Origin of the sequence: Paenibacillus sp. Soil724D2 (assembly GCF_001427935.1) — a bacterium.
GTDB lineage: Bacteria > Bacillota > Bacilli > Paenibacillales > NBRC-103111 > Paenibacillus_E.
Window position 1 is genome coordinate 428,048 of the sequence record NZ_LMRY01000001.1, and the last position, 14,786, is coordinate 442,833.

11 protein-coding genes are annotated in these 14,786 nt (G+C 46.6%); 4 read left to right on the forward strand and 7 right to left on the reverse strand.

All coding sequences use genetic code 11. The features are described from left to right. The 6 genes from carB to ASG85_RS37545 form a co-directional block, all read right to left on the reverse strand. Complete coding sequence (gene carB, locus ASG85_RS02100) at positions 1–3,210, reverse strand: carbamoyl-phosphate synthase large subunit (RefSeq protein WP_060645240.1); 3,210 nt, start codon at positions 3,208–3,210, stop codon at positions 1–3. After that, a complete protein-coding gene (carA, locus tag ASG85_RS02105) occupies positions 3,197–4,369 on the reverse strand; it encodes a glutamine-hydrolyzing carbamoyl-phosphate synthase small subunit (protein WP_057303025.1) in 1,173 nt (390 codons plus the stop codon). Before carA ends, carB begins: the two co-directional genes overlap by 14 nt. Before the next feature lie 189 nt (positions 4,370–4,558). Beyond that, positions 4,559–5,842 carry a dihydroorotase gene (locus ASG85_RS02110; protein ID WP_057303026.1) on the reverse strand — a complete coding sequence of 428 codons (1,284 nt, stop codon included), beginning with the start codon at positions 5,840–5,842 and terminating at the stop codon, positions 4,559–4,561. A 20-nt stretch (positions 5,843–5,862) separates the two neighbouring features. Beyond that, on the reverse strand, positions 5,863–6,768 hold the full coding sequence (locus tag ASG85_RS02115; RefSeq protein ID WP_060645241.1) for an aspartate carbamoyltransferase catalytic subunit: 906 nt from the start codon (positions 6,766–6,768) through the stop codon (positions 5,863–5,865). Then, a complete protein-coding gene (gene pyrR, locus ASG85_RS02120) occupies positions 6,765–7,319 on the reverse strand; it encodes a bifunctional pyr operon transcriptional regulator/uracil phosphoribosyltransferase PyrR (protein ID WP_060645242.1) in 555 nt (184 codons plus the stop codon). The genes ASG85_RS02115 and pyrR overlap by 4 nt, the downstream gene beginning before the upstream one ends. Continuing rightward, entirely contained in the window at positions 7,312–7,467 is a 156-nt protein-coding gene (locus ASG85_RS37545) for a hypothetical protein (RefSeq protein WP_156396376.1), read from the reverse strand. The genes pyrR and ASG85_RS37545 overlap by 8 nt, the downstream gene beginning before the upstream one ends. A gap of 521 nt (positions 7,468–7,988) precedes the next feature. Here ASG85_RS37545 and ASG85_RS02125 point away from each other — a divergent pair. The 4 genes from ASG85_RS02125 (at position 7,989) to ASG85_RS02140 (ending at position 13,516) form a co-directional block, all read left to right on the forward strand. After that, on the forward strand, positions 7,989–9,713 hold the full coding sequence (locus ASG85_RS02125; protein ID WP_060645243.1) for an ABC transporter ATP-binding protein: 1,725 nt from the start codon (positions 7,989–7,991) through the stop codon (positions 9,711–9,713). Continuing rightward, positions 9,710–11,590 carry an ABC transporter ATP-binding protein gene (locus ASG85_RS02130; RefSeq protein ID WP_057303030.1) on the forward strand — a complete coding sequence of 627 codons (1,881 nt, stop codon included), beginning with the start codon at positions 9,710–9,712 and terminating at the stop codon, positions 11,588–11,590. The genes ASG85_RS02125 and ASG85_RS02130 overlap by 4 nt, the downstream gene beginning before the upstream one ends. A 72-nt stretch (positions 11,591–11,662) precedes the next feature. Beyond that, the gene (gene dapD / locus ASG85_RS02135) at positions 11,663–12,373 is read left to right on the forward strand and encodes a 2,3,4,5-tetrahydropyridine-2,6-dicarboxylate N-acetyltransferase (protein ID WP_057303031.1); all 711 of its coding nucleotides are present in this window, start codon (positions 11,663–11,665) and stop codon (positions 12,371–12,373) included. Positions 12,374–12,394: 21 nt separating this feature from the next. Next, positions 12,395–13,516 carry an N-acetyldiaminopimelate deacetylase gene (locus ASG85_RS02140; protein ID WP_057303032.1) on the forward strand — a complete coding sequence of 374 codons (1,122 nt, stop codon included), beginning with the start codon at positions 12,395–12,397 and terminating at the stop codon, positions 13,514–13,516. 100 nt (positions 13,517–13,616) lie between these two features. Here the strand turns inward: ASG85_RS02140 and ASG85_RS02145 are convergent, their stop codons facing one another. Further along, positions 13,617–14,774, reverse strand: coding sequence for an aminotransferase A (locus tag ASG85_RS02145; RefSeq protein ID WP_057303033.1), 1,158 nt, complete (start codon positions 14,772–14,774; stop codon positions 13,617–13,619). Positions 14,775–14,786: the final 12 nt, after the last annotated feature.

A 14,786-nucleotide genomic window follows, 5' to 3' on the forward strand; every position in this document is an offset into this window, starting at 1 on the left:
TTAGACATGAATTGGCATTGCACGTGAGGAGAAGTTGATCGCTTCAAGCATATTAACAAGCGCTCTTACTGTATCAAGTGATGTCATACAAACCACACCGTTCTCTACTGCTTCACGACGAATGCGGAAGCCGTCACGCTCTGGCTCTTTACCTTTGGTCAGTGTGTTCACGACGAATTGTGCTTCACCGCTGCGGATAAGATCCAGAATGTTAGGTGAACCCTCGCTCAGCTTATTCACAGTCGTTACCGGAAGACCAGCTTGTTCGATCGCTGCTGCCGTTCCGCCTGTTGCAATGATTTTATATCCAAGTCGATAGAAGCCCTTTAAGATTTCAATCGCTTCTTCTTTATCTTTGTCAGCAACCGTTACTACGACAGATCCTGCTGCAGGAATTTTCATCCCCGCTCCAATTAAGCCTTTATAGAGAGCTTTGGCAAAATTGATATCGCGCCCCATTACCTCGCCCGTCGATTTCATCTCAGGTCCGAGCGTCGTATCTACACGGCGCAGCTTCGCGAAGGAGAACACTGGCACTTTAACTGACACGTACTTGTCTTCCGGCCATAAGCCGCCTTGGTAGCCCATATCAGCCAGTTTTTGTCCCATAATGACGCGTGTAGCCACGTTGGCCATCGGGATGTTCGTTACTTTGCTCAAGAAAGGCACGGTTCTGGAAGAACGCGGGTTGACCTCGATCACATATACTTGATCGTTATGAATAACGAACTGGATGTTGACCAGACCAACTACGTTCAGCTCAAGGCCGATTTTCGTCGTAATGTCGATAATTTGTTGTTTAATCTCATCTGAGATGGATTGCGGCGGATAAACCGCGATAGAGTCACCAGAGTGAACCCCTGCGCGTTCAACATGTTCCATAATTCCTGGGATTAGAACCGTTTCTCTGTCGCAGATGGCATCAACCTCTACCTCTTTACCAAGCATGTAGCGGTCGATCAGGACCGGATGCTCAGGGTTGATTTTCACGGCATATTCCATGTAGCTCAGCAATTCTTCATCGGAGTAGACGATTTCCATTGCGCGTCCACCTAGGACGTAGGACGGGCGAACGATAACCGGATACCCGAATTTCGCTGCTGTACCCACAGCTTGGTCAACCGATGTAACGGTGCCGCCTGGTGGTTGAGCAATCGAGAGCTTGCTAAGTAAAGCTTCGAATTTCTTGCGATCTTCCGCTGTATCGATACTTTCCAGATCGGAACCGAGAATGCGTACGCCCGCTTTGTGTAAAGGTGCAGCCAAGTTAATCGCTGTTTGACCACCGAATTGAACGATAACCCCGATTGGGTTTTCGCGTTCGATCACGTTCATCACATCTTCGAAGAACAGAGGCTCGAAGTACAAGCGATCGGACGTATTGAAGTCTGTTGATACGGTCTCTGGGTTGTTGTTGATGATAACCGCTTCGTAACCTGCCGCCTGGATCGCCCAAACCGCATGAACCGTGGAGTAATCGAACTCAATCCCTTGACCGATACGAATCGGACCGGAGCCCAATACGACCACTTTTTCTTTTGTTGTTTCCGTAACTTCATCTTCTTGCTCATAAGTTGAATAGTAGTATGGCGTTGAAGCTTCGAATTCTGCTGCGCAAGTATCTACCATTTTGTAAACCGGCTTGATATTTTGCTTCAAACGGTGCGTTCTGATTTCAGCTTCTTTGGTGAATGTCGAACAACCAGCCAGAGTACGAATCTCAGCAATCGCACGGTCTGTAAAGCCTTTGCGCTTCGTTTCGAATAGCAGCTCGTTTGTAAGTTCGCTAGCTGCAATCTCTTTCTCGTATTTAATCAGACCGTCCAGTTTGTTCAAGAACCACCAGTCAATCTTCGTCAAATTCTGCAATTGTTCCACGGTGTAACCTCTGCGATACGCTTCTGCGAGTAAGAACAGGCGCTCATCGTCAGGTTTTTGCAGGCGGTACTCGAGTGTTTCTTGATCGATAAGATCCGTCTCTTTTAGGAACAAACGGTGTACGCCAATCTCTAGGGAACGAACTGCTTTATGAATGGACTCTTCGAATGTACGGCCAATCGCCATAACTTCGCCAGTCGCTTTCATTTGCGTACCCAGCTTACGGTTTGCCGCTGTAAATTTATCGAACGGCCAACGTGGAATTTTGGAAACGATGTAATCCAAAGCTGGCTCGAAGCAAGCATAAGTTTGGCCTGTTACTGGATTGACTAGCTCATCGAGCGTGTAGCCAATCGCAATTTTAGCAGCCATCTTCGCAATCGGATAGCCTGTTGCTTTGGATGCAAGCGCTGAGGAACGGCTTACACGCGGGTTAACTTCGATTACGTAGTATTGGAAGCTGTGCGGATCAAGCGCGTACTGTACGTTACAACCACCTTCGATGTTCAAGGCGCGAATGATTTTCAGCGAAGCCGAACGCAGCATTTGATACTCGCGGTCCGACAAAGTTTGGCTTGGTGCTACAACGATACTATCACCGGTATGTACACCTACTGGATCAAAATTCTCCATGTTACATACCACGATGCAGTTATCATTCGCGTCACGCATGACTTCATACTCGACTTCTTTCATTCCCGCAATACTGCGCTCTACTAGACATTGACCGATTGGGCTGTAACGAATTCCGGAAGCAACGATTTCCGTCAACTCTTCCATCGTGTTACAGATACCGCCGCCCGTTCCGCCTAATGTGTAGGCAGGTCGAATGATGATTGGAAAGCCGATTTCGTTAGCAAAATCTACCGCTTGAGCAACCGTCGTTACGATAACGCTATCTGGTACAGGCTGCTCTAATTCTCTCATCAAGTCTCTGAAAAGGTCACGATCCTCTGCTTTCTCAATCGCCGTAAGCTGTGTTCCCAGAAGCTTCACGTTCTCGCTTTCTAGAACACCCGCACGAGCTAGTTCAACAGCCATGTTCAGACCAGTTTGACCACCTAGTGTTGGAAGCAATCCATCCGGACGTTCTTGACGAATGATTTGCGTTACAAACTCAAGAGTAATCGGTTCGATATATACTTTATCTGCCATGTTCGTGTCCGTCATGATCGTTGCAGGGTTGCTGTTGATCAGGATAACTTCCATGCCTTCTTCTTTAAGTGCTTGGCAAGCTTGCGTACCTGCATAGTCAAATTCCGCTGCCTGACCGATGACGATAGGACCGGAACCGATAACGAGAATCTTTTTGAGTGTATTATTTTTTGGCATATTGCAGTTCCTCCTTCACAGATGTCGATGCCGTGGAAGCTTTCCACTGTGCAAGCATTTGCGCTTGGCGCGGCTGCTGTGGGTTATCGATTTTGTGCTGACGAATCAGCGAGACGAAATCATCGAACAAGTAGCTGGAATCAAATGGCCCCGGTGCTGCCTCAGGGTGATATTGAACCGAGAAGGCAGGGTATTTCTTATGTTTCAAACCTTCAATAGTACGATCATTATTGTTGATGTGCGTCACTTCAAGGTCGGTTCCTTGTACGGACTCTTCCTTAACTGTGTAACCATGGTTTTGCGATGTAATGTAACAGCGTCCAGATACGAGATCTTTAACCGGATGGTTACCGCCGCGGTGACCGAACTTCAGTTTATCAGTGTCAGCGCCGCAAGCCAGTGCGAACAGCTGATGACCCAAGCAAATGCCGAAGAGCGGGATATCGCCGAGTAAACCTTTAATCATTTCGACAGCGTGAGGTACGTCTTTCGGATCCCCAGGGCCGTTAGACAGCAGTACACCGTCTGGCGCAAGGCGACGAATTTGTTCAGCTGTAGCATCTTGAGGTACAACAACAACGTCACAGTCACGTTTGCTTAGATCGCGGATGATTCCGCTTTTAGCTCCGAAGTCTACGAGAACGATACGTTCTTTGTGTCCAGGTGCGCCGTATACACTTTTTGTGGATACACGAGCGACTTGATCCGTCATAAGTTGCGTTCCTCTTAGGATCTCAGTCAGCTCAGCAATGGATTTATTGGATGTTGTCAAAAGGCTTTTCATAACGCCGTGATGACGGATTTTACGTGTTAACATGCGCGTATCGATGCCGCTGATCCCAACGATGCCGTATTCTTTCAGCAGGCTACCCAGCGTATATTGCGCTCTCCAGTTACTAGGAATCTCTTCATGCTCACGAACGACAAAGCCATGAATGAAAGGACGTACGGATTCAAAATCATCCCGAATCACACCGTAGTTCCCCACCAAAGGATACGTCATGGTCACGATTTGACCGCAGTAGGAAGGATCGGAAAGCACCTCCTGATAACCTGTAATTCCTGTATTAAATACAACCTCGCCGACGGATTCACCTTCACTACCGAACGATTTTCCTGTAAAAAGAGTGCCGTCTTCCAGCAACAATCTTGCCTGCATGTTCTTTCAACTCCTTCGCTATTGTCAAACGATTCTCACGAACCGCAGATGTCATGCCTACAACTTCCATTTTATTGCATAAGACTTGCATAAAAAGCAATCATTCTGTATAAATATACACGATTTATCGATCTACGTACAGATCTTATTGCGGATTTTAGCTTGATTTAAACACGATTTAAGAACAATTTATGACCAAACGACTTTACCGGAAGCGATTGTAACAACTGGCCAGCCTTGCAGCTTCCAGCCGATGAACGGTGTGTTTTTGCTGCGTGAAACGATTTCTTCTTTGAGAACTTCGCGCTCTGTTTCCAAATCCACGATTGTGATATCAGCTGCGCTGCCTACTTCCAATGTTCCGTATGGAAGACCGAATACGTCGGCAGGTTTTTTCGTCATCCGATCTACGAGGAACCCTAATGACCATTTACCTGTAAGCACAAATTTCGTGTACAGCAGAGAGAACGCAGTTTCGAAGCCGAGTATGCCGAATGGAGCGAGCATCATGCCCTTCTCTTTCTCTTCTTCGGTGTGCGGCGCGTGATCTGTTACGATAATGTCTATCGTTCCGTCTTCCAAACCTTCAATGACAGCCTGCACATCGCGCGGTGTGCGCAGCGGCGGGTTCATCTTCCAGTTGGCATCGAGCCCTGGAATGTCTTCATCCGAGAGCACGAGGTGATGCGGACATACCTCGGCAGTTACTTTAATGCCGAACTGCTTCGCATGTCGGATCAGACGAACCGACTGCTCGGTGCTTACGTGGCACACGTGGTAGTGAACACCCGTCGCTTCAGCTAGCAGCACGTCGCGACCCACATGAATCGCCTCGGACTCGTTCGGGATTCCCTTCAGTCCGTGCTTCTTCGCGAACGCGCCTTCGCTCACCGGCGCGCCAACCACAAGCGTGTCATCCTCGCAATGCGCGATGATTGGCATACCGATGGATGCAGCCAAGGCCATTGCATCTTTCATCATTTGCGCGCTTTGCACGCCGACGCCATCATCGGTGTAGCCGATGACGCCCGCTTCTTTCAGCGCAGCGAAATCGGTCAACTCGCGGCCGAGCTCGTTCTTCGTAATCGTGCCATATGGGAGAACACGGACGACACCTTCCGTCGCTGCTTTATCCAATATGTAGTTCACCGTCTCAACAGTATCGATCACAGGTCTTGTGTTGGGCATGCAAGCGATGGTTGTGAAGCCGCCTCTTGCAGCGGAACGTGTTCCGGTCGCGATATTTTCTTTATGTTCAAAGCCAGGCTCTCTCAGGTGGACATGCATATCGATGAATCCTGGAGTCACCAGTTTACCTGAGGCATCAATGACTTCATGGCCTTCGGTTTGTGGAGCCGAACCTTCTACTGCATCTATAACCTTTGCAATTTTATCGTTCTCTACCAAAATGTGTTTCTTCGCTTGTACATTATTTACATCGACGGTAAGTCCGTTTAAGATCCAGATACCCATTGTGATATTGTCCCCCTGTTTTATGATAAAGCTCGTTCGATGACCGCCATACGAATCGGAACACCATGAGCAATTTGTGTGAAAATTTTGGATTTCTCGTGTTCTACCAGCTCATCATCAAGCTCTACATTTCGATTGACCGGAGCAGGATGCATGATGATTGCGTGAGGAGCCATGCGGCTTGCACGCTCTGCTGTTAACCCGTATTGCTCGCGATATTCCTCTGCTGAACGGATGATTCCTTTGTCGTGTCGTTCAAGCTGCACACGCAGCATCATAACTACGTCTGCTTTCAGTGCTTCCTCGAAGGACACATACGGTGCGAACTCAGCCAATTCCGGTGCTTGCATGCTTTCCGGTGCGCAGAACTGAACTTTTGCTCCCAAGGCGATGAGTCCCCATAGGTTGGAGCGAGCGACGCGGCTGTGCAAGATGTCTCCGATAATGGAGACCGTCAAGCCTTTGATGGCGCCGAACTGTTTGCGCATTGTGTAGAAATCGAGCAGGGCCTGCGTTGGATGCTCGTTATTGCCGTCCCCCGCGTTAATGAGCGGAATTTTGATTTTCTCAGCCAGCTCTTGCAGGACACCATTCGGCTTTAATCGGATGACACCGGCATCAATGCCCATGGACTCGAGTGTACGGACTGTATCGTAGATGGACTCCCCTTTTTGTACACTGGATTCAGCAGCGGAGAAATTCAGTACGTCAGCTCCGAGCCGCTTTTGCGCCAGTTCAAAGGAGAACCGAGTTCTTGTACTATTTTCAAAAAACAAGTTGGAAACGAATTTGCCTTGAAATTGATTCGTCACTTTCGAAGAAGATTGTTCCCAGTAGGCAGCACGATCGAGTATGCTCGTTATCTCCCCTACGCTTACGCCTTTCAATCCTAGAAAATGCTTGGTTTGTGTACTCACTATGCTCACTCCTGTTTCCCCCTCTGTTGAAGTATCATGACGCCGTCTTTATCATCGATTTCCGTAAGCAGCACTTCAATACTTTCACTTTTGGAGGTAGGTACGTTCTTTCCTACATAATCAGGGCGAATGGGCAATTCACGATGCCCCCTGTCCACTAGTACGGCAAGTTGAATCATTTGTGGTCTGCCCAGATCGATCAATGCATCCATGGCTGCCCTCACTGTTCTTCCCGTGTAAAGCACATCATCGAACAGGATGATTTTGCGGTCTTGAATTTGGATCTTGCCGCCTTCCTGAACATTTTCTACTGATTTCACCTTAACGCGATCATCACGATAAGAAGTGATATCAATCTCACCGACAGGAATCGGCACACCTTCAATTTCAAGAATTCGCTCTGCTACTCGACTGGCCAAGTAAATACCGCGGGTCCGAATCCCAATCAAGGTACAATTCTCTACCCCTTTATTCTTTTCCAGTATCTCATGCGCAATCCGTGTTAGCGCCCTACGAATTCCCATTTCATCAATAATCGTGTGTTCGGCCGTTTCATTCATCTTTTTCGCCTCCTGAGAGTTTTGCTTTAGCAAAACTGACATCGTAAGCATTAACTGAGTTTTCCGTAGGAAAACTTACATCGTAAGCATTGGCTAAGTTCCCTTGGAATACTGGCATCGTATGCATTCGCAGGTTTTCCTTTTGCAAAACCAAAAAACTCCTTGCCATTTGTTGGCAAGGAGTTACGAGTGCATAAAGATACAGAGCGGGGCATAAGGATGCGCACATCCCCAAGCTTAGTCATATACTGAATCCGCGACTCAGTATATCCCGTCTTTTCTCATCGACTACCTTGCCAGTCTCTCTGGACTGTTTTTAAAGGTACATATTTAATTAAAAGAATTATCCCACTTTCGACACGATAAGTCAATATCTATTTCAAGAACTTGCTTTGAGCTAGCGCTCAGCCATGTGTTATAATTTACATATGAGAAAACCTCTATCTAGGCCATTCATAGATGAGCGATCGTGTTTAACGCGGAGAGACTTTGGTCTACGACCAAAGATCCCTATATGAGGCTTTATCATCAATAAGAAAGCGGTTTTCGGAAACCAAAAACTTATACTTTCTTATGTGGTAAAAACACGAGCTTCGCCTGTTTTCTAACGAAAACTCAGTAAGGCTTAAGATGCCCGTTTTACTAGGGAAAAACGCTAAGGAGGAACCTATGTTCAAATTGTTTCGGCTTCTGAAACCGTACAAAGCTTCTGTGGTTGCGATTATTACTTTGATGCTCTTGCAATCACTGGCGCAGTTGTACCTGCCCACACTGCTCGCTGACATTGTCGATGTCGGGGTTGTGAAAGGAGATATTCCTTATATTCTCCGGTTTGGCGCTTACATGCTTTTAGTAGCGATGGGCGCGATGGTTTGTGTTATCATCGCAAGCTACTTGTTGGCACGAACGGCGACAGGATTCGGCAGGGATTTACGACGAACACTTTTTACCCATGTAGAAAGCTTTTCCTTGCACGAATTTGATAAACTCGGTACTTCCTCCCTCATTACCAGAACCACGAATGACATCGCACAAGTTCAGCAAGTGATTGTCATGATGCGGATGTTCATCGGCGCACCTACAATGCTAGTCGGCGGAGTCATCATGGCCACTTATAAGGACGCCCATCTCGCTATTGTATTAATCTCCATCATCCCGATTCTTGCACTAGCTATTGTGGGAATCATGCGTAAAGGACTTCCCTTATTCAAAGCATTACAGCTCAAAATCGATGGCATCAATCTCGTGCTGCGTGAAAATTTAACCGGCATCCGCGTCATTCGCGCCTTTAACCGTTCCGATCATGAAAAACGTAAATTCGAAAAAGCGAACCTGGATTATACGAAAACAGCCGTAAAAGTAAATGTGATCATGGCTACGATGATGCCCATCATGATGCTTGTATTTAATCTTGGAGTTGTCGTCATTCTTTGGTACGGCGGAGTTCGTATTGATGCCAATCAAATGCAGATTGGTGACTTAATGGCCTTCATTCAATATGCCATGCAGATTATGTTTTCTATGTTCATGATGACGATGATTTTCATGATGATTCCACGTGCATCAGCTTCTTCTGTCCGTATTAATGAAGTTTTAGCCCATCAATCTAGCATACATAGCGCTGAAACGGCGAAATCTCTTGATACCAATCAAGCTGCAGTTGAATTTAAGCATGTATCCTTTAGTTATCCCGGGGCTGAACAACCAGCAATCCGTGATCTATCCTTCCGTGCTGAGCCTGGTGAGGTAACAGCAATTATAGGAGGAACAGGATCGGGAAAGACGACCCTCATTCATTTACTGCTGCGCTTCTACGATGTAGAGTCCGGCTCTATCCTCTTAGATGGTCATCCTCTGCCCGCTTTGAAGTTAGAAAGTCTAAGACAGCAAATCGGTTATGTCCCACAAAAAGCGGCACTTTTCTCAGGAACAGTTGCGGATAACATTCGTTTTGGACGTGAGATGGCAACGGATGAGGAGATTCAGCATGCTGCAACCACTGCGCAAGCAGCCGATTTCATTGCTGAAATGAATGAAGGCTATCAAGCTGTTCTCGCCCAAGGCGGAACGAATTTATCCGGTGGCCAGAAGCAGCGGCTTGCCATTGCTCGTGCACTTGTTCGTAAACCGAATATCTATGTATTTGATGATAGCTTCTCAGCCCTTGATTTCAAGACAGATGCTAAGCTTCGGGCAGCTCTCAAAGCTGAAACTGAGCATGCAACGATGATCATTGTCGCCCAACGTGTCAGTACCATTATGGACGCTAACCGGATTATCGTACTGGAAGAAGGACAAATTGCAGGGATCGGCACCCATTCAGATCTGATGAAAACATGTGCTGTGTATCAAGAAATTGTTGCTTCTCAGCTGTCAGAGGAGGAAATTGCATGAGCGTGAAACCAAAAGAGAAAGCTCCTTCTCAAGCGGGGGTAAATCCCGGTCACTTTGGCCGAGGCGGCATGGGTGGCATGGGAATGCCGGTCCAAAAGGCTAAGGATTTCAAGGGAACTATACGACGGTTGTCCAGGTATATGAGTCCTTTCCGTGTATCTATCCTATTTGTTTTTATCGCGGCTGTTCTCAGCACACTCTTCAGTATTATTAGTCCCAAACTCATGGGTAACGCAACAACCATATTGTATGAAGGCTCTGTCGCGAAGTTCAAAGGTGTTGCCGGCGCCAAAATTGACTTCGATGCCATTTTCCAAATCATCATTATTCTTGCAGCCCTCTACATCCTTAGCGCCATACTAACCTTCATCCAGCAGTGGATTATGGTCGGTGTCACACAAAAAATAGTATTTAATCTTCGTAGAGATATTAGTGAAAAGCTAACCCGAGTACCTCTCTCCTTATTCGACTCTCGCAGTCATGGGGACACGATGAGCCGAGCTACTAACGACGTAGATACGATTAGTTCTACCATGCAGCAAAGCTTGACGCAGTTGATTACTTCAGTTGTGACCCTAGTCGGGATCATTATTATGATGCTAACCATTAGTCCTTTGTTGACTTTAGCCACGATCGTAACCTTACCGCTAAGCATTTTGGGAACGAAGATGATTGCATCACGGTCTCAGAAGTATTTTAAAGGACAACAGAAGACACTCGGTGAACTGAATGGTCACGTGGAAGAAATGTATACGGGGCATACCATAGTCAAAGCTTTTGGCCGTGAGCAGAAATCTGTTGAGCAATTCAATGTAATTAATGAACGCTTGTATCATTCAGGCTGGCGTGCACAGTTTATCTCGGGGATGATATTCCCCCTTATGTCCTTTATTGGGAATATCGGCTATGTATTGGTCAGTGTGATTGGTGGCATCATGGTAACAAATGGGGCTATTAAAATCGGAGATATTCTTGCGTTTATTCAGTATTCAGGACAATTTGGGATGCCCATCGCACAAGTGGCTAATATAGCCAACGTGATTCAATCCACAATCGCCGCCGCGGAACGTATCTTCGAGTTATTAGATGAGACTGAGGAAGTACAAGAAATCACCCATGTAAAAACAGCCAAGAATGTCCAAGGTCATGTTCAATTTAAACAGGTTACCTTTGCTTACAAAGAGGATACCTCATTAATTCAAGATATGAATATCCATGTAGAGCCAGGACAAACGGTTGCCATTGTTGGCCCTACAGGGGCGGGTAAAACTACGATTGTCAATCTACTGATGCGTTTCTACGAATTAAAGGGTGGAACGATTTCCATTGATGAGGTAGACACACGCGAAATGTCACGCAGTCATCTTCGCGGACTGTTCGGTATGGTTCTGCAAGATACATGGCTGTTCAACGGAACAATTCGCGAAAATATCGCTTACGGACGTGATGGTGCCACAGAAGACGAGATTGTTAGTGCGGCTCGCGCGGCCTATGCCGATCATTTCATTCGAACCTTGCCGGAAGGTTACGATACCAGACTGAATGAAGAAGCATCCAATCTTTCACATGGGCAAAAGCAGCTTCTGACCATTGCTCGCGCCATACTTGCGGATCCAACCATTTTGATTCTTGATGAAGCAACGAGCAGCGTAGATACACGCACGGAAGTTTCCATCCAAAAGGCAATGAATAACCTGATGGAGGGTCGCACAAGCTTCGTCATTGCCCATCGTCTTTCCACCATTCGTGATGCTGATCTCATTCTTGTTATGAATCATGGCTCTGTTATCGAACAAGGAACACATGAACAGCTGTTGGAACAGCACGGCTTTTATGCAGATCTGTACTATAGTCAGTTCGCTCAAAAAGCTCTATGAATACACATTGGCTCAAATGCCGCCTTTCTGATAATATAGGAGAGTCAATCTAAATTTTAAGGAGATGTCACCATGAGCGAGATGAATACGTTAGAAATTATTCAGTTTATTAAAGAAAGCAAGAAAAAAACGCCTGTTAAAGTATACGTAAAAGGAAACCTTGAAGGTATTAACTTTGGCGAAGGCAGCCAATCCTTTATATCCGGCGGAAGCGGCGTTGTTTTTGGCGAATGGAGCGAAATTCAGCCTGTTCTTGAAGCAAACAAAGCGCAAATTGCGGATTTCGTCGTTGAAGCAGATCGTCGTAATTCTGCGATTCCAATGCTTGATCTGAAGCCAATCAATGCGCGAATTGAACCAGGAGCAATTATTCGTGATAAAGTACATATCGGAGATAACGCCGTTATCATGATGGGCGCTCTCATTAATATTGGTGCTTCTGTTGGCGATGGTACTATGATCGACATGAATGCTGTTCTTGGCGGTAGAGCACAAGTCGGCAAAATGTGTCATATCGGTGCTGGTGCAGTCGTTGCAGGCGTTATTGAGCCCCCTTCCGCACAGCCTTGTGTGATTGAGGATGATGTACTTGTTGGAGCGAATGCAGTGATCTTAGAAGGTGTTCGCATCGGAAAAGGATCTGTTGTTGCTGCCGGCGCTATCGTTACACAAGACGTTGAAGAATACACGGTTGTAGCAGGAGCACCTGCACGAGTGATCAAGAAAGTGGACGATAAAACGAAGTCCAAAACAGAAATTTTACAAGATCTGCGCACCCTGTAAGGTGTTCTGGAGGAATTCACCATGCTTAGCCCTTTTATAGAGCTGCGCCGTCAGCTTCATCAAATTCCGGAGCCGGGCTTTCAAGAGTTCAAGACGCAACAGCTACTCCTTGACCACCTAGCTAAGCTTCCTCAGGATAGACTGACGATTCGCACATGGCGCACTGGTATTTTGGTTTATATCAAAGGTACTAATCCGACCAAACGCTTCGGATATCGAGCGGATATGGACGGACTGCCCATTACGGAAGAGACTTCTCTTCCGTTTCCTTCCCAGCATCCAGGTTACATGCATGCGTGCGGGCATGATTTTCACATGTCGATTGGGATGGGTGTTGTTACCCATTTCGCTCAGCAGCCGATGAAAGATGACCTGGTTGTATTGTTTCAGCCAGCTGAAGAAGGTCCAGGCGGCGCTTTACCTATGCTTGCTGCTGAAGAATTGCAGGATTGGAAGCCCGACCAAATGGTGGCTCTCCATATAGCTCCTGAGTATCCAGTAGGCACGATTGCCACTAGGCCGGAGATCTTATTTGCCAATACGTCTGAGCTGTTCATTGACCTGCTGGGCAAAGGCGGACATGCTGCTTATCCGCACCAAGCGAACGATATGATCATAGCGGCGACACAAATGGTTGGTCAACTGCAAACCATTGTTTCTCGTAATGTGAATCCGCTTGATTCGGCCGTTATTACCATTGGTAAAATGGAAGCTGGCACTAAGCAGAACATCATCGCGGAAAAAGCCCGTTTGGAAGGCACAATTCGTACCCTTTCCGCTGATTCTATGAACAAGATTAAGAAACGCATCGAAGCCGTAGCTGCAGGAATCGAAAGCTCCTTCGAGTGTCAAGTCTCTATTGATTATGGCTCGAATTACCGCCAAGTGTTCAATGATCCTGCTTTGACAGTGGAATTCATGAACTGGCTGCGCGGTAAAGATAACGTACAGCTTGTGGAGTGTACAGAAGCGATGACAGGCGAAGACTTTGGCTACTTTTTGGAGCAAATACCTGGCTTCATGTTCTGGTTAGGGGTAGACACCCCGCATGGGTTGCATAACGCCAAGCTTGATCCTAACGAGAGTGCTATTGATGTAGCCATAGATACAATAACAGCCTATTTGCGGTTTAAATCTAGTTAAGTAAAGAAAAACCTCCAATCTACTTCAGAGTAGATTTGGAGGTTTTTCGTATTTTCATTTACATACCGTCGACTTATCAAATGCTTTACAATTAACTAGCTCACGCTAGCTTGTTTACAAATCGCTCAAGACGATCTAATGACTCTTCCAATACTTCTTGTGAATAGGCATAAGAAATGCGGATATAGCCTTCTCCATAAGAGGTAAAAGCATCTCCAGGAACAACAGCAACATGTTCCTCATGAAGCAGCTTCATGGTAAAGTCCTGAGAACTCAATCCGAATTTAGCAATGGATGGGAACAAATAAAATGCCCCATTCGGCTTCTCCAACTCGAAGCCCATTGCAAGCAGACGATCGTAGACATAATCCCTACGAACTTCATAGGCATTGCGCATAGGCAGCGCATCATCTACACCAACTGTTAAAGCCTCTAATGCCGCATACTGGCTTACAGAGCTTGCACAAGTTACATTATACTGATGCACCTTGACCATATGCTCCGTAATGTAAGCCGGCGCTAATGTAAATCCAACACGCCAGCCTGTCATAGCGTGGGATTTGGAGAGGCCATTAATGACAATCGTTTTCTCGCGGAGCTTGCCCATCGTTGCAATAGACTGATGACGAACACCGTACACAAGCTCGCTGTAAATTTCATCGGATAAAATAAACAATTCCCGATCTTCTAATAATTGAGCCAAATCGGTCAATTCCTGCTCCGTGAGTACTTGGCCTGTTGGATTAGATGGGTAGCATAAGATAACGCAGCGCGTGTTAGCTGTTAAATAAGGCTCGAGTAACTCAGCCGTTAGTTTCAAGCCATTCGGCCTGGTATCGACATAGACAGGGACTCCCCCTGCCAATCTGATTAATGGCTCGTACCCAGGGTAGATAGGTGCGGGAATAATAACCTCCGCCCCAGGTGTAAGAATGGTACGTAACGTAATGTCTACCGCTTGACTCGCTCCAGCGGTCACGATAATTTCATCAGCTGCGCGGTATTGTTGGCCGTATTTCGTGAGCACGAAATCGGATACCGCTTCACGCAATTCCAATAGTCCTGGATTTTGCGTATAAACCGTCTTATTTTGATCCAGAGCCCTTTGTCCCGCCTCAATTATATGCCGAGGCGTCGGGAAATCAGGCTGTCCAATCGTTAACGTCAAGGCACCCGGAATCGTGCTGACGAGGTTAGATATTTTGCGTATGCCTGAAATTTGAATGTCTTTCACTTGCGGATTAATCAGATGCTCCATGTGATTCACTCC